The sequence below is a fragment of the Citrobacter sp. Cpo091 genome (genome assembly GCF_030332645.1).
GTDB classification, from domain to species: Bacteria; Pseudomonadota; Gammaproteobacteria; order Enterobacterales; family Enterobacteriaceae; genus Citrobacter; species Citrobacter portucalensis.
The window spans coordinates 885,675-901,890 of sequence record NZ_JAOWHL010000028.1 but is presented as its reverse complement, the minus strand read 5'-3'; the positions used below and the strand labels follow the sequence as shown (position 1 = coordinate 901,890).

Annotated in this window: 17 protein-coding genes; 13 read left to right on the top strand and 4 right to left on the bottom strand. The window is 48.9% G+C overall.

The features are described from left to right. The first annotated feature begins 117 nt into the window (after positions 1-117). The 3 genes from OGY04_RS07815 to OGY04_RS07805 all read left to right on the top strand — a co-directional run bounded on the left by OGY04_RS07815 (position 118) and on the right by OGY04_RS07805 (position 1,755). Entirely contained in the window at positions 118-360 is a 243-nt protein-coding gene (locus OGY04_RS07815) for a hypothetical protein (protein ID WP_286585082.1), read from the top strand. A gap of 10 nt (positions 361-370) precedes the next feature. Then, on the top strand, positions 371-721 hold the full coding sequence (locus OGY04_RS07810; protein ID WP_032943110.1) for a hypothetical protein: 351 nt from the start codon (positions 371-373) through the stop codon (positions 719-721). Positions 722-900: 179 nt separating this feature from the next. Next, a complete protein-coding gene (locus OGY04_RS07805; RefSeq protein ID WP_286585080.1) occupies positions 901-1,755 on the top strand; it encodes an aldo/keto reductase in 855 nt (284 codons plus the stop codon). 657 nt (positions 1,756-2,412) lie between these two features. Here the strand turns inward: OGY04_RS07805 and OGY04_RS07800 are convergent. Together OGY04_RS07800 and gapA are read right to left on the bottom strand one after the other, a co-directional pair. Beyond that, on the bottom strand, positions 2,413-3,297 hold the full coding sequence (locus tag OGY04_RS07800) for a D-hexose-6-phosphate mutarotase (RefSeq protein ID WP_286585079.1): 885 nt from the start codon (positions 3,295-3,297) through the stop codon (positions 2,413-2,415). A gap of 72 nt (positions 3,298-3,369) precedes the next feature. Beyond that, the gene (gene gapA / locus OGY04_RS07795) at positions 3,370-4,365 is read right to left on the bottom strand and encodes a glyceraldehyde-3-phosphate dehydrogenase (protein ID WP_286585078.1); all 996 of its coding nucleotides are present in this window, start codon (positions 4,363-4,365) and stop codon (positions 3,370-3,372) included. A gap of 341 nt (positions 4,366-4,706) precedes the next feature. Here gapA and msrB point away from each other — a divergent pair, with 341 nt between their 5' ends. Together msrB and OGY04_RS07785 are read left to right on the top strand one after the other, a co-directional pair. Next, positions 4,707-5,120: a peptide-methionine (R)-S-oxide reductase MsrB gene (msrB, locus tag OGY04_RS07790; RefSeq protein WP_003832475.1), complete on the top strand. Its 414-nt coding sequence runs from the start codon at positions 4,707-4,709 to the stop codon at positions 5,118-5,120. A gap of 42 nt (positions 5,121-5,162) precedes the next feature. Then, positions 5,163-5,438, top strand: coding sequence for a YeaC family protein (locus tag OGY04_RS07785; protein WP_003030693.1), 276 nt, complete (start codon positions 5,163-5,165; stop codon positions 5,436-5,438). A 44-nt stretch (positions 5,439-5,482) separates the two neighbouring features. Here OGY04_RS07785 and yajD read toward each other — a convergent pair whose 3' ends face one another. Both yajD and chiD read right to left on the bottom strand, forming a co-directional pair. Then, positions 5,483-5,827, bottom strand: a complete 345-nt coding sequence (gene yajD, locus OGY04_RS07780; RefSeq protein ID WP_003832478.1) for an HNH nuclease YajD — start codon at positions 5,825-5,827, stop codon at positions 5,483-5,485. A gap of 93 nt (positions 5,828-5,920) precedes the next feature. Continuing rightward, the gene (gene chiD, locus OGY04_RS07775) at positions 5,921-7,174 is read right to left on the bottom strand and encodes a chitinase ChiD (RefSeq protein WP_286585077.1); all 1,254 of its coding nucleotides are present in this window, start codon (positions 7,172-7,174) and stop codon (positions 5,921-5,923) included. 296 nt (positions 7,175-7,470) lie between these two features. Between chiD and OGY04_RS07770 the strand changes: the two genes are divergently transcribed. The 8 genes from OGY04_RS07770 to OGY04_RS07735 all read left to right on the top strand — a co-directional run bounded on the left by OGY04_RS07770 (position 7,471) and on the right by OGY04_RS07735 (position 16,214). Beyond that, positions 7,471-8,547, top strand: coding sequence for a zinc-binding dehydrogenase (locus OGY04_RS07770; RefSeq protein WP_003832481.1), 1,077 nt, complete (start codon positions 7,471-7,473; stop codon positions 8,545-8,547). Between the two features lie 26 nt (positions 8,548-8,573). After that, complete coding sequence (locus OGY04_RS07765) at positions 8,574-9,953, top strand: MFS transporter (protein ID WP_060682322.1); 1,380 nt, start codon at positions 8,574-8,576, stop codon at positions 9,951-9,953. Between the two features lie 17 nt (positions 9,954-9,970). Further along, entirely contained in the window at positions 9,971-11,014 is a 1,044-nt protein-coding gene (locus OGY04_RS07760; RefSeq protein WP_003832485.1) for an NAD(P)-dependent alcohol dehydrogenase, read from the top strand. 24 nt (positions 11,015-11,038) lie between these two features. Beyond that, positions 11,039-11,875, top strand: a complete 837-nt coding sequence (locus OGY04_RS07755; RefSeq protein ID WP_003832486.1) for a ketose-bisphosphate aldolase — start codon at positions 11,039-11,041, stop codon at positions 11,873-11,875. Between the two features lie 4 nt (positions 11,876-11,879). Next, positions 11,880-12,827 (top strand): sugar kinase, encoded by a 948-nt coding sequence (locus tag OGY04_RS07750; protein ID WP_057068373.1) that lies wholly within the window; start codon positions 11,880-11,882, stop codon positions 12,825-12,827. A gap of 9 nt (positions 12,828-12,836) precedes the next feature. Beyond that, positions 12,837-13,820, top strand: a complete 984-nt coding sequence (gene ydjG / locus OGY04_RS07745) for an NADH-dependent methylglyoxal reductase (protein WP_032943118.1) — start codon at positions 12,837-12,839, stop codon at positions 13,818-13,820. A gap of 136 nt (positions 13,821-13,956) precedes the next feature. Further along, on the top strand, positions 13,957-14,715 hold the full coding sequence (locus OGY04_RS07740) for a DeoR/GlpR family DNA-binding transcription regulator (RefSeq protein WP_032943120.1): 759 nt from the start codon (positions 13,957-13,959) through the stop codon (positions 14,713-14,715). Between the two features lie 140 nt (positions 14,716-14,855). Beyond that, complete coding sequence (locus OGY04_RS07735) at positions 14,856-16,214, top strand: MFS transporter (RefSeq protein ID WP_286585076.1); 1,359 nt, start codon at positions 14,856-14,858, stop codon at positions 16,212-16,214. Positions 16,215-16,216: the final 2 nt, after the last annotated feature.

Here is a 16,216-nt window from a genome sequence, read left to right as displayed (position 1 = left end):
GACATTAAATATCCCATTGCAGATATTAAGTAAACTTTAAAGTATCGACAGCAACTCTTCATAGCATTAAATATAATGCGCCATGTGGATTTTTTGAGAATAAACCTGGTATATATAATGATAAAGTTAATCATGATAGCTGTGATGGGCGGGATTCTGGCTGGTTGTTCCACCGAGGCTTCACGCATGAATGCTTGCGAAAGCAAGGGTGTGAGCCGTGATGCCTGTTATGTTGCGGAGCAAAACCGTCAGGCGACAATCAATGCTGCCGCTGAAAAACAGGCTATGGAAAATGCGCAAAACTTGTATGGCACAAATGATACAAATTCCAGTCACCACCACAAACACGATAAATATTAAGGTTTAACTAATGAAGAAATTAATTATTATCGCTGCTCTGGTGGCTTCCTCTGCTGCGCCTGCGTATGCCATCAGTGAGGCTTATCGTCAACAGTTACAGCATGAACATAAAACCATGGTCAGTGACACGAATGCCCCGGTACACGCCAGTAAAATCACGCCCGTGCATGTGAATAAACTTGGAGTGGACTTTAAACGTGGTGCTGATGGCATTGCTTATATTAATGGCAAACCTGCGGCAAATGATGAGAATAGTGCTGAAGCTCAGTCTTATAGCGCAGGTTTGATTTCCGTCATCGTCTATAAAAACGGAAAAATCAACGCTATGAAAGAGGGAAAATATTTGGGTCGGTTGAAATAACCACTTCGTAGATAAGATTTTGTATTTTTTCGGCCCGGGAACATTTGCTGTTCCCGGGCTTTTTATTTCGCTCGCCTTAACGATCGGTTTCCAATCCATAATGGTGCAATTTGTGCACCCTAACAGGACACATGCACGTTGTTTTGCTTTACTGTGGTGCATTAACACAGGAGGGTGCGATGACAGCGAAACAGGTGACGTTTACAAACCAGGTATCGCTTCCTGCTATTGGGCAGGGAACATGGTACATGGGCGAGGATCCATGCCGACGCCGGGATGAAGTGTCTGCGCTGCAGGCCGGACTGGATCTCGGCCTGCGATTGATTGATACCGCAGAAATGTACGCTGATGGTGCAGCGGAAGAGGTGGTGGGTGAAGCATTAACGGGACGGCGTGATAGCGCTTTTTTAGTCTCGAAAGTTTACCCATGGAATGCCGGTCGACAGAAAGCCATTGCCGCCTGCGAAGCGAGCCTGCGTCGACTGAAAACTGATTATCTGGATCTCTATTTGCTGCACTGGATGGGCGATTTTTCATTTGCAGAGACCATCGATGCCATGGAAACACTGATTGCGCAGGGGAAAATCTGCCGTTGGGGAGTCTCAAATCTCGATTATGATGATATGCAGGCGTTATGGCAGGTACCCGGTGGACGAGAGTGTGCAACTAATCAGGTGCTTTATCATTTAGCCTCGCGCGGTATTGAATATGATTTACTGCCGTGGTGCCAGCAGCAGCAGATGCCGGTCATGGCTTACAGTCCGTTGGCCCAGGCGGGACGACTGCGTGGCGATTTGCTTTCTAACTCTGTGGTGAATGACATCGCGCGTGCGCACAATGTTAGCGCTGCGCAGATTTTGCTGGCATGGGTGATTCGTCAGTCGGGTGTAATAGCCATCCCGAAAGCCGCAAGCGTAGCGCATGTCGAACAAAATGCCGCCGCGCTGGAGATAACGCTCTCTGTAGATGAGTTGAAGCAGTTAGATAAGGCGTATCCGGCGCCAAACGGTAAAACCGCGCTGGATATGGCCTGATTTGCCAAATGCCGATGTTCCCGCAGCTTATCAGGCCTACGGCTGCATGTAGTTTGTAGGCCGGATAAGGCGTTAGCCGCATCCGGCACGGTGCGCGGAACTGCCTGATGCGCTGTGCTTATCAGGCCTACGGCTGTATGTAGTTTGTAGGCCGGATAAGGCATTAGCCGCATCCGGCATGGTGCGCGGAACTGCCTGATGGCGCTGTGCTTATCAGGCCTACGGCTGTATGTAGTTTGTAGGCCGGATAAGGCATTAGCCGCATCCGGCATGGTGCGCGGAACTGCCTGATGGTGCAGCGCTTATCAGGTCTACGGCTGTATGTAGTTTGTAGGCCGGATAAGGCGTTAGCCGCATCCGGCACGTTGCGCAGAGCGGTCTGATGGCGCTGCACTTATCAGGCCTACGGCTATATGTAGTTTGTAGGCCGGATAAGGCGTTAGCCGCATCCGGCACGGTGCGTAAAGCTGTCTGATGGCGCAGCGCTAATCAGGCCTACGGCTGCATGTAGTTTGTAGGCCGGATAAGGCGTTAGCCGCATCCGGCATGGGGACGTGTAACTGCCTGATGGCGCTGTGCTTATCAGACCTGCGGCTGCGTGTAGTTTGTAGGCCGGATAAGGCGTTAGCCGCATCCGGCATGGTGCGCAGAGCTGTGTTAGCGTTTAGCTACACGAATAGTTTGCGCGAGGCGAGATGGTTTTTCTTCTGTGGTTTTCTGCGGAGCGGTCGCGTAAGCCGTTTCTACACAAACAAACGTTTTGTAGCCATCATCCGGCATGTCGCCCATGCTGACGGACAGCGCCGGGCCAGGATTCCAGCCCACGACATTCAGATGGTGGTGGTGGACAACATCTATATTGCGATTCAACGCATCATCATGAATCACGCTGCACGCTTCCGGATTCAGATAAACGCGATCGGTGCGGTCCGGGAAGGTCTGGATACCATCAGCCAGCACATCTTCTTTAGCATCATTCACTTTATCGATCAGGCGATCGCCAAGACCACTGACTTTCACTGCCGCAATATCACCAACGTTGAAATAGGTATGCAGTGCCGAGGTGGTTTCAAACTCACCATGAGCTTCCAGCTCCATTTCACAGGTGACTCCCACTTTGAAGCGGGCCAGCAGGCAGAACTCGTGCGGCCATAGCTGACGCGTTTCAGCGTTACTCTGCAGTTCAAACGTCAGCACCACGCCATTGTCGTCTTCGTTGTGCGCTTTCAGCGTCCATGGCAGGTTGCGGGCAAAACCATGCGAAGGCAGGCCCTTCGTAGCAGCCGGACCAAACCACGGCCAGCAAATTGGTACGCCGCCACGCAGCGCTACGCCGGTTTTAAACGGGGTATTATTACTTAACCACAGGACTTCCTCTTCACCATTTGGTTTCCAGGAAAGAAGATGTGCGCCCTGCAGTGCGAAAGAAGCTTTAACCTGTGGGTGATCGACAACAAGAACCTCAAGCTCATCAAGCTGACGGCGGGAGAGGACAGGGGTAATTTGTTCGATTACCGGAAGTGCAAAAATTTTATTAATCATTACGCAATCCTTTCTTCAGGCAAAAAAAAGAGCGACCTGAGTCGCTCTTACAGATTACTGTTTCATCTCAACTTATTTGGAGATGTGAGCAATCAGGTCCAGAACTTTGTTGGAGTAGCCGGTTTCGTTGTCGTACCAGGATACCAGTTTCACGAAGTTGTCGTTCAGTGCGATACCAGCTTTAGCATCGAACACGGAAGTGCAAACTTCACCGTTGAAATCGGTAGATACTACGTCGTCTTCGGTGTAACCCAGAACGCCTTTCATCGGGCCTTCGGAAGCAGTTTTGATTGCTTTCTTAATTTCTTCGTAAGAAGCAGCTTTTTCCAGACGAACGGTCAGGTCAACAACGGATACGTTCGGGGTAGGAACGCGGAACGCCATACCAGTCAGTTTGCCGTTCAGTTCTGGCAGTACTTTACCTACAGCTTTAGCTGCACCGGTAGAGGACGGGATGATGTTCTGGGATGCGCCGCGGCCGCCGCGCCAGTCTTTGTGAGACGGGCCATCAACGGTTTTCTGAGTAGCGGTGGTCGCGTGAACAGTAGTCATCAGACCTTCGATGATGCCGAAGTTGTCGTTGATAACTTTAGCCAGCGGAGCCAGGCAGTTAGTGGTGCAGGAAGCGTTAGAAACGATGTCCTGACCTTCGTATTTGTCAAAGTTAGCGCCTTTAACAAACATCGGAGTGTTATCTTTGGACGGACCAGTCAGAACCACTTTTTTCGCGCCAGCAGTGATGTGCTTACGAGCGGTTTCATCTGTCAGGAACAGGCCAGTAGCTTCAGCTACTACGTCAACACCAACTTCGTCCCATTTCAGGTTAGCCGGATCACGTTCAGCGGTAACACGGATTTTTTTACCGTTTACGATCAGATGACCGTCTTTCACTTCAACGGTACCGTTGAAACGGCCGTGAGTGGAGTCATATTTCAGCATGTAAGCCATGTAGTCAGCGTCTAACAGGTCGTTGATTGCAACGATCTCGATGTCAGAGCGTTCTTGAGCAGCACGGAAAACAATGCGACCGATACGGCCAAAACCGTTGATACCTACTTTGATAGTCATATATTCCACCAGCTATTTGTTAGTGAATAAAAGGTTGCCTGTAAAATTACAAAAACCTTACGCAGCGTCAAGCGGAATCGTGTCAATCATTGCGACAAATCAATCTGCTGCCTAAGCTTTGCGCAACTGACTCGCCTCACTCTTCCTTTGGGCTTGAAACCACATGGGGTCGGCGGCCCGAATTTTAAAGGGCAATCAAGATAAAAACGTGATTCTGATCACGAATTACAGGCTGCCATTTCGCAAGGATCAAGTTTAGAACAAAAGTTCGCACTCCGGTGTTAATGTTTTGTTAGAATCTGTCTCGCGATGTGAGTTTAGATAAAGCGAGATGTGAGCAAATGGCTAATCAACCTTCTCCAGAAGAACTGAAAAAAAATTTAACCGAAATGCAGTTCTATGTGACGCAGAATCACGGGACAGAACCGCCATTTACCGGACGTTTGCTACATAACAAACGTGACGGCATCTACCACTGTTTGATCTGCGATAATCCGCTATTTCGTTCCGAGACAAAATATGACTCTGGCTGCGGTTGGCCCAGCTTTTACGAGCCTGTCAGCGATGAGGCTATCCGTTACATAAAAGATACGTCACACGGCATGCAGCGCATTGAAATCCGCTGCGGAAACTGTGATGCACACCTGGGACACGTCTTCCCGGATGGCCCGAAACCTACCGGTGAACGGTACTGCGTTAACTCAGCGTCTTTGAACTTCACCGATGGTGAAAACGGTGAGCAAACCAAGGGTTGAAGAAACGATTCAGCAAATTATTCTACGGAGAGTGGATTTAACATGAATCTTGATGAGATGATCAACAGCATGACGCCGGAAGTTTATCAGCGCTTATCGACTGCCGTTGAACTCGGAAAATGGCCGGATGGCGTAGCGCTAACGGCAGAACAAAAAGAGAATAGCTTACAGCTGGTGATGTTATGGCAGGCGCGAAACAATATTGACGCGCAGCATATGACGATTGATACCAACGGTGAGATGGTGATGAAGAGCAAGCAGCAGTTGAAGGTTGAGTTTGGTATTACGCCAGAACCGATTGCGACGTTTAAATCCTGATTACCCAGGCCCGGCAAATATCTGTGTCGGGCCTGCAGTTGATGTTATTTCTTGTTCATCATCGCCTTCAGATCGGCGAACGGGTTGTATTTCGCTTCGCCTACGGCCTTTTGCGCATCTTCTCCTGCAACCACCGTTGAACCATACTGGTCCGCTTCCGTATATTTGGAATGCTCGTGATCGTGGCAGTACAGGCACAACATTTCCCAGTTGCTACCATCTTCCGGGTTATTCGAGTGATCGTGATCGATATGGTGTACCGTCAACTCGCGCAAATTTGAATACACGAACTCACGGGAACAGCGTCCGCAGACCCAGGGAAAGAGTTTAAGCGCCTTTTCCCGGTAACCGACTTCCAGACGGGCGTAATTTTTAGGGATAAAAGCCATAAAAGCGCATGCCTCCAGTAGAAATGAAGAGCTGCGCCAAAAGCTGGCGCAGCGGAATGCGCTAATCATAACCTATTGTGTCAGGCGTTGGGATCAGTGTTTGATGCCTAACGAATCGGCTAACTGCTTCGCCAACTGATTATTGTCATCTGCGCCATACTCCCAGAACATAGCGCCTGCCAACCCTTTGCTTTTGATGTAGTCGGCTTTGATCGCCACCGAACGCGGGTTTTCATAGGAGAGGGCAAAGAGTTTTTTTCCATCCGCAGATTGTACCGACAGCCACGGCACTTTCGCTTCATCATCCCAATGTTGGCTAAAGCGTTTTTGCGGATCGTTGATCAACTTCGCCACGATATCGTTGTACTTCACGTAGGTGTCTTTGCTCAGGTCGACGCCCAGTGATTTGAACAACTCAATTTGAGCTGACTCGAAATAGGGCTGGGTAGCCGGGTTTTTCTGCGCGTCAGGTTTGCTCCAGTCAATACCTGGCTCAACGGCGCGTTTTGGTACCCGTCCATAAAAGCCAATGCCCAGATTCATTTGACTCGGTTTCAGACCGGCGGCGAGATAGTTATTGACCACAAAATCGGCGCTGTACTTATCCGCTGCGGCGACCGTCGACCATTGCGTCGAATCATACAGGTTCGAGTTGAAATACTGGGTGCCGTAAGCCATGTCATAGGTCATCAGGTTGATGTAGTCGAGCGATGGGGCAATGGCTTTTACATCCACCCAGCTTTTCGGACTTTCCGCATTCGCGCCCACGGCGATGGTCAGCAGTTTTTTATGCCCCAATGCGGCGCGCAGTTCTGTTAGCAGCGCGGTGAAGTTAGCGCGGTCAGCCGGTTGACTTTCAACCAGTCCCCAGGCGCCGTTAACCGGATATTCCCAGTCGAGATCGATGCCATCCAGACCATATTTCGCAATTATCTCCTGCGCAGACTGAATAAACACTGCGCGTGTTTCCTTCGTTGCTGCCGCGCCAGAGAATCCACGCGCTCCCCAACCGCCGACGGAAAGCAAAACTTTTAGGTTTGGATTTTGTTTACGCAGCTGTGGAATTTTCAGCAAATCATCCTGCACTTTCTGTGAAAGCCAAATCTGATGCAGTTTGCTGGCGTCTTTTAAGGCGTCATTGGTCTCGTCTTTTTCGTTGTTGTAGACAAGGCCAAACGAATAGTTGAGATGGGTTATCTGGCGAACATCCAGTTTATTGATGTCGCCACCGGGACCGGCAGTGACGTCGCCACCACCATTAAAGTAGCCAACTGACATCAGTGAACTGGCGGAAACAACGCTGGCGCAGAGCAGGGGTAATGCTGCCAACAAAGGCAATAGTTTCATCGGTGTTCCTCTTTGACATTTAAACAAGCAAACACGCCACGGAAATGGCGTGGCGAAAAAAACAGCACCCGCAGGTTAACAGTTTCATAACAGGAAAAATGCGAAGGGGTTCACGCCATTTTAGCGAAGCGGCAGCCACGTTCACCTGGGTTTCAGTTCATCTTTGCATTTATTTGTGATCTTGGTTGTGAAATACAGATCAAAATCTGTGTTTTAAAGATTTGATGTTGACCTCAAAAATTATATGGATAAGTATGATGGTCACTGATGCAAAACTAAACACAAAGGAAAATTCCATGAAAGCACTGGCGAGATTTGGCAAGGCCTTTGGCGGCTACAAGATGATTGATGTTCCGGAACCGGTATGTGGTCCGGATGACGTTGTGATTGAAATTAAGGCTGCTGCTATCTGCGGCGCTGACATGAAACACTACAATGTCGACAGTGGATCCGAGCAGTTTAATTCGATTCGTGGTCATGAATTTGCGGGTCAAATTGTGCAGGTTGGCGACAAGGTTAAGGACTGGAAGGTGGGACAGCGAGTTGTGTCTGACAACAGCGGGCACGTTTGCGGCGTTTGTCCGGCCTGTGAACAGGGCGATTTTCTTTGTTGTACAGAAAAGGTGAATTTAGGTCTGGACAACAATACCTGGGGCGGTGGGTTTTCTAAATATTGTCTGGTCCCTGGGGAAATCCTCAAAATTCACCGCCATGCTCTGTGGGAAATCCCGGCAGGGGTAGATTATGAAGAGGCGGCTGTACTGGATCCTATCTGCAATGCCTACAAATCTATCGCTCAGCAATCCAAATTTCTTCCAGGCCAGGATGTGGTGGTCTTTGGTACCGGTCCGTTAGGACTCTTTTCTGTTCAAATGGCGCGCATTATGGGGGCCGTTAATATTGTGATGGTCGGGCTGGAAGAGGATGTTGCCGTACGCTTCCCGATCGCCAAAGAGCTGGGCGCGACAGCTGTCGTTAACGGTTCGACCGAAGATGTGGTTGCACGCTGCCAGGAAATTTGCGGTAAAGACAATTTGGGGCTGGTCATCGAATGCTCTGGTGCGAATATCGCCCTTAAACAATCAATCGAAATGCTGCGCCCGAATGGTGAAGTCGTTCGCGTCGGTATGGGCTTTAAACCTCTCGATTTCTCCATCAACGACATCACCGCGTGGAATAAAAGCATCATTGGCCATATGGCCTACGATTCCACATCCTGGCGCAACGCCATACGCCTGCTGGCCAGCGGTGCAATCAACGTTAAACCGATGATCACTCACCGTATCGGCCTGTCGCAATGGCGCGAAGGTTTTGACGCCATGGTCGATAAAACCGCGATTAAAGTCATCATGACTTACGACTTTGATGAATAACATGTTTATTAAAAGGACGTTATCGCATGGAACAAATAGCAAAACCGCACTGCGGCGCAAGGCTGGACAGGCTACCTGACTGCCGTTGGCACACATCGATGTTTGCGATGGTTGCCTTTGGATTACTGGTTTGTTGGAGTAATGCCGTTGGCGGATTAATTCTCGCGCAGTTAAAAGAGCTTGGTTGGACCGATAATTCCACCACCGCCACGTTTTCAGCCATTACGACAGCGGGAATGTTTCTCGGCGCGCTCGGTGGGGGAATTATCGGCGATAAAACCGGACGTAAAAACGCATTTATTTTATATGAAGCGATTCATATTATTTCTATGATCGTTGGCGCGTTTTCACCCAATATGACTTTCCTGATCGCCTGCCGTTTTGTAATGGGAGTTGGATTAGGCGCGCTGCTGGTGACTCTGTTTGCCGGGTTCACCGAATATATGCCAGGCAGGAATCGCGGCACCTGGTCAAGCCGGGTCTCGTTTATCGGTAACTGGTCTTATCCGCTCTGTTCGCTGATCGCGATGGGATTGACGCCGTTGATCAGCGCCGAATGGAACTGGCGCGTGCAGTTGCTGATCCCGGCCGTACTGTCGCTGGTGGCGACCGTTATTGCCTGGCGTAGTTTCCCGGAGTCGCCTCGTTGGCTGGAATCCCGCGGACGCTACGCCGAAGCTGAAAAGGTGATGCGGGCCATTGAAGAAGGGGTTGTTCAGCAGACCGGCAAGCCACTGCCGCCTGTGGTATTTGAAGATGACGGCAAAGCCCCGCGCACGGTTCCTTACTCGGCCTTATTAACGGGTGTGTTACTGAAGCGCGTTATTTTAGGTTCCTTTGTCCTGATTGCCATGAACGTCGTCCAGTACACCTTAATTAATTGGCTACCGACAATATTTATGACTCAGGGAATTAATCTGAAAGACTCCATTGTCTTAAATACCATGAGTATGTTCGGCGCGCCGTTTGGGATTTTTATAGCCATGCTGGTAATGGATAAAATTCCCAGGAAGACAACGGGTGTGGGATTATTAGTGTTAATTGCCGTGCTGGGATATATCTATTCACTGCAAACCAGCATGCTACTGATTACGCTAATAGGTTTCTTCCTGATTACTTTTGTCTATATGTACGTTTGCTACGCCTCGGCAGTCTATGTTCCGGAAATATGGCCGACCGAAGCGAAACTTCGCGGTTCTGGTCTGGCGAATGCGGTAGGGCGTATCAGCGGTATCGCCGCGCCTTATGCGGTCGCGGTATTGCTTAACGGTTATGGAGTGACGGGTGTATTTGTACTGCTGGGTGCGGTCTCCATTATTGTCGCTGTCGCCATTGCTACCATCGGAATTGAAACCAAAGGCGTCTCTGTCGAAAGTCTCGGTATTGATGCAGTTACCAGCAAATAATATTGATGGGAAATAAAATGAAAAATTCAAAAGCGATATTAAAAACGCCGGGCACGATGAAAATTATTGCCGCCGATATCCCGGTACCCAAAGAGCATGAAGTACTGATCAAAATTGAATACGTAGGTATTTGCGGTTCAGATGTTCACGGTTTCGAATCAGGTCCCTTTATTCCGCCAAAAGACCCGAACCAGGAAATTGGCCTCGGACATGAATGTGCCGGTACGGTGGTGGCGGTAGGAAATCGCGTCAGTAAATTTAAACCGGGCGACCGGGTGAACATTGAACCCGGCGTGCCGTGCGGTCACTGCCGCTACTGTCTGGAGGGCAAATACAACATCTGTCCTGATGTCGACTTTATGGCCACGCAGCCTAATTATCGCGGCGCGCTAACCCACTATCTGTGCCATCCGGAGAGCTTCACTTACAAGTTGCCCGATAACATGGACACCATGGAAGGCGCGCTGGTAGAGCCTGCGGCGGTAGGGATGCATGCCGCAATGCTGGCGGACGTTAAACCGGGCAAGAAAATCGTCATTTTGGGGGCGGGCTGTATTGGTTTAATGACCCTGCAAGCCTGTAAATGTTTGGGTGCTACCGACATCGCCGTTGTTGATGTCCTGGAAAAGCGTCTGGCCATGGCCGAGCAGCTTGGCGCGACGACTGTGATCAACGGGGCGAAAGAGGACACCGTTGCCCGCTGTCAGCAGTTCTCCGGCGATATGGGGGCTGACATTGTTTTTGAAACTGCCGGCTCGGCGATCACCGTTAAGCAGGCTCCGTACCTGGTGATGCGCGGTGGGAAAATCATGATCGTTGGGACAGTTCCCGGTGATTCGGCGATTAATTTCCTCAAAATTAACCGCGAAGTCTCCATTCAGACCGTTTTCCGCTACGCCAACCGCTATCCGGTCACTATTGAAGCCATTTCCTCCGGGCGTTTCGATGTCAAGTCGATGGTGACGCATATTTATGATTATGAAGATGTTCAGCGCGCGTTTGATGAGTCAGTCAACAACAAACGCGAAATTATCAAAGGCGTTATTAAAGTTAACCATTAATTTATTGAAAAGGGAGAAACAACTATGCTGGCAGATATTAAATATTGGGAAAATGATGCCCAGAATAAACATTATGCGATTGCCCACTTTAACGTGTGGAATGCGGAAATGTTAATGGGGGTGATGGATGCGGCGGAAGAGTCTAAATCGCCGGTAATTATTTCATTCGGCACCGGTTTTGTGGGTAATACATCGTTTGAAGATTTTTCGCATATGATGGTTTCGATGGCGAAAAAAGCCTCAGTGCCGGTTATTACCCATTGGGACCACGGGCGCAGTATGGAAATTATCCATAACGCCTGGACTCACGGCATGAATTCACTGATGCGCGACGCCTCCGCTTTTGATTTCGAAGAGAATATTCGCCTGACTAAAGAGGCGGTGGACTTCTTCCATCCGTTGGGTATTCCGGTTGAGGCGGAGCTGGGCCACGTGGGGAATGAAACGGTTTATGAAGAAGCGCTGGCGGGCTATCACTATACTGACCCGAGCCAGGCGGCGGAATTTGTCGAGCGTACCGGCTGCGATTCTCTGGCGGTGGCGATTGGTAACCAGCACGGCGTTTATACCTCTGAACCGAAACTGAATTTCGATGTGGTCAAACGCGTGCGCGAGGCGGTATCCGTTCCGCTGGTGCTGCACGGCGCGTCCGGCATTAGCGATGCGGATATCAAAAAAGCCATTTCATTAGGTATTTCGAAAATCAATATTCATACCGAACTGTGCCAGGCGGCAATGGCGGCGGTGCAGGAGAACCAGAACCAGCCGTTCCTGCACGTTGAGCGTGAAGTTCGCAAAGCGGTAAAAGAGCGCGCGCTGGAGAAAATCAAACTGTTTGGCTCTGACGGTAAAGCGGAATGACAATATGGATAATATCGAGGTTATTTGTATAGGGGCGGCAATTGTTGATATTCCCTTGCAACCAGTGAGTAAAAATATCTTTGATGTTGACTCTTATCCATTAGAACGAATAGCAATGACCACGGGAGGTGACGCTATTAATGAGGCGACGATTATTTCTCGCCTTGGCCATCGCACGGCGTTAATGAGTCGGATAGGTAATGATGCAGCCGGTTATTTTATTGTCGACCACTGCCATCGGGAGAATATTGATATTAAAAGCCTGAAGCAGGATGTTGATATTGATACTTCCATTAACGTGGGTTTAGTCACCGCTGATGGTGAACGCACCTTTGTGACTAACCGTAACGGCAGTTTATGGAAACTGAATATAAACGATGTTGATTTTGACCGATTCTCGCAGGCAAAGCTGCTGTCGCTGGCGAGTATTTTTAATAGTCCGCTGCTTGATGGCCAGGCGTTAACGGATATTTTCACTCAGGCCAAAGTGCATGGATTAATTATCTGCGCCGACATGATTAAGCCACGGCTTAACGAAACGCTGGACGACATCCGTGAAGCGCTGAGCTACGTGGATTATCTGTTTCCCAATTTTGAAGAGGCAAAACTGCTCACCGGGAAAGATACGCTGGATGAGATTGCCGACAGTTTCCTGAACTGTGGTGTGAAAACCGTCGTGATTAAGACCGGTAAAAGAGGCTGCTTTATCAAACGTGTCGATATGAAAATGGTAGTCCCGGCCGTGTCGGGGATTACCGCCATCGACACCATCGGCGCGGGGGATAACTTTGCTTCAGGATTTATCTCCGCGCTGCTTGAAGGTAAGCCGCTTCGCGACTGCGCGCTGTTTGCTAATGCAACGGCGGCAATATCGGTACTGAGCGTGGGTGCGACAACGGGTGTGAAGAACAGAAAGCTGGTTGAACAACTTCTTGACGAATACGAAGGGTAATAGCGGCAGATGAAAATGATTCCTTTAGGCAGTACGGATATTACGCTTTCCCGCATGGGATTAGGTACATGGGCCATTGGCGGCGGTCCGGCATGGAATGGCGATCTCGATTTGCAGATTTGTATTGATACCATTGTTGAGGCGCATCGCTGCGGTATTAATCTGATTGATACCGCACCAGGATACAACTTTGGCAACAGTGAAGTGATAGTCGGTCAGGCGCTGAAAAAGTTACCGCGCAGCGAGGTAGTGGTTGAAACCAAATGCGGCATCGTCTGGGAGCGAACAGGCAGCCTGTTTAACAAAGTGGGCGATCGCCAGCTGTATAAAAACCTCACGCCTGAGTCGATTCGTGAGGAGGTTGATGCCAGCCTGCAAAGATTGGGTATCGACAGTATTGATATTTATATGACCCACTGGCAGTCGGTTGAACCCTGTTTTACGCCGATTGCGGAAACCGTAGACACGCTGAACACACTGAAAAAAGAGGGAAAAATCCGTTCGATTGGTGCGGCGAACGTCGATGCCGGGCATATAAGGGAGTATCTCAAACACGGTGAGCTGGATATCATCCAGGCCAAGTACAGCATTCTTGACCGGGCGCTGGAAGCTGATCTGCTGCCGCTATGCCAGCAGAATGGCATCATCGTGCAGGTATATTCACCGCTTGAGCAGGGGTTGTTGACTGGTACTATCGCCCGAGATTATGTTCCTGGCGGCGCACGGGCTAACAAGGTTTGGTTTCAGCGGGAAAATATGCTGCGGGTGATTGATATGCTAGAGCAGTGGCAGCCACTGTGTGAAAAATACCGCTGCACAATCCCCGCATTAGCTCTGGCGTGGATTTTAAAGCAAAGCGATTTGATCACCTTACTGAGTGGTGCAACCGCACCTGAACAGGTTCGCGAGAACGTCGAGGCGTTAACCATTCCCCTGACAGATGATGATTCATTATTGATGAGGCGAATGGCGGAAGCGTTGGATATAAATTAAGTCGGATAGAATTGACCTCTGTTTCTGCGTAAAAAAGTATTGAAATCTGTGATTCAGACATGTTCTTTTGAAAATAAACATAGCCTGTGAGATACTAGGGTCTTATTATTACTTTGCAGGAAACAGAGGTGTCATCGTGGCGGCAAAAGACAGGATTCAAGCCATTAAGCAAATGGTGGCTAACGATAAGAAAGTGGCGGTATCTAATTTAAGTTCAATCTTTCAGGTGACTGAGGAAACGATTCGCCGCGATCTTGAAAAACTGGAAGATGAAGGTTTTTTGACCCGAACATATGGCGGTGCAGTGCTCAATACCACCGCGTTGTCCGACAATATTCATTTTTATAAGCGTGCAAAATCTTTCTTCGAAGAAAAGCAGATTATTGCCCGTAATGCATTACCGTTTATTAAAAATAAGACCACAATGGCTGCCGACTCCAGCAGTACCGCGATGGAATTATTAAAGCTGTTGAAGGAAAGAAACGATCTGACGTTGCTTACCAATTCGGCTGAAGCATTTCATGAGTTGGCGCAGTCAGAAATTAACGTGGTTTCTACCGGCGGTGAGTTGAATAAGAATACGCTGTCGCTGCAGGGAAGAATCACCAAGGAGATTATCAGCCGTTATCATGTTGATATCATGGTGATGAGCTGCAAAGGTTTGGATATGCAGAGTGGGGCGCTTGATTCTAATGAAGCGGAAGCGGAAATCAAAAAAACCATGATCCGCCAGGCGACTGAGGTGGCCCTGTTAGTTGATCACTCAAAGTTTGACCGTAAAGCTTTCGTTCAGCTCGTGGACTTTAGCCATATTAATTACCTAATAACCAATAAGGCACCGGGTGCAGAGTGGATTGCATTTTGCAAAGAGAATAATATTCAACTCGTTTATTAGCTATAACGAGGGTTGTGTCGATATTATTTTAAGTTTGCACCGGGTAAATGCCATAAGAATCTAATGATGATGGATGGCGCGGCAAAATTTTTCTGCCGCGATCGCCATACTTTCTATTTAGCTGAATTTGAGGCATCCAGATGGAACAATGTGACCCTATCGGCGCAAGATTAGATCGCTTACCTTTATCTCGATTTCATTTTCGTATTTTTGGAATTATTAGTGTTAGTTTGTTAATAACTGGTTTTCTCAGCTATTCCGGGAATGTGGTATTAGCAAAACTAGTCAGCACAGGCTGGTCAAACAATTATCTCAATGCCGCGTTTACTTCAGCGCTGATGTTCGGTTACTTTATCGGTTCGCTAGCCGGTGGCTTTATTGGTGATTATCTCGGTCGACGCAAAGCGTTCCGCGTCAATTTGTTAATCGTCGGGGTCTCAGCCTGCGCTGCAACGTTTGTGCCCAACATGTACTGGCTTATTTTCTTCCGCTGTCTGATGGGGATAGGAATGGGGGCGCTAATTATGGTGGGCTATGCCTCATTTACAGAATTCATTCCACCCGCGGTTCGTGGGAAATGGTCTGCCCGTCTGTCATTTGTCGGCAACTGGGCACCAATGCTATCTGCGGCAATTGGCGTCGTGATTATTGCACTTTTAAGCTGGCGGGTGATGTTTCTGCTCGGCGGCATGGCAATGCTGTTGGCTTGGTATCTGTCGGGAAAATACTATATTGAATCCCCGCGTTGGCTGGCTGGCAAAGGGCAGAGAAGCGAAGCTGAAAAACATCTTATGCAGGTGGAATCGCAAATTGAGAAAGAAAAAAACATCACTTTACCATCCTGCCGGAACGAATGCTCGTCGGCGGATTTAAGCACGATAAGTGGTTCATTTTGGCTCTTGTTTAAGGGGCCAATGTTGCGCTGTACGCTGGTGGCGATCACGGTGCTTATTGCAATGAATATTTCGCTCTATACCATTACGGTATGGATCCCGACGATATTTGTTAATTCGGGAATCGATGTAACGAAATCCATATTTATGACCGCGATAATTATGATTGGCGCGCCGGTTGGGATATTTATTGCCGCGTTAATTATCGATCGCTTTCCTCGGCGATTGTTTGGCTCATTCTTGTTGATTATTATCGCCTTGCTTGGGTATTTCTATTCGCTTCAAACTGAAGAGTGGGCAATTCTGAGCTACGGGCTGGTGATGATTTTTTTTCTGTATATGTATGTCTGCTTTGCCTCTGCAGTTTATGTCCCGGAACTATGGCCCACGCATCTTAGATTGAGAGGATCGGGTTTTGTGAATGCGGTGGGGAGGATTGTCGCTGTGTTTACGCCTTATGGCGTCGCTATTTTGTTGACCCGCTATGGCTCGGTTACGGTCTTTATCGTGCTAGGAGTAATGTTGGTGCTATGCGCGCTGATTCTTTTTTGTTTTGGCATCGAAACACGCAAAGTATCGCTGGAAGAGATTTCAGCGCTGGCCTGAGA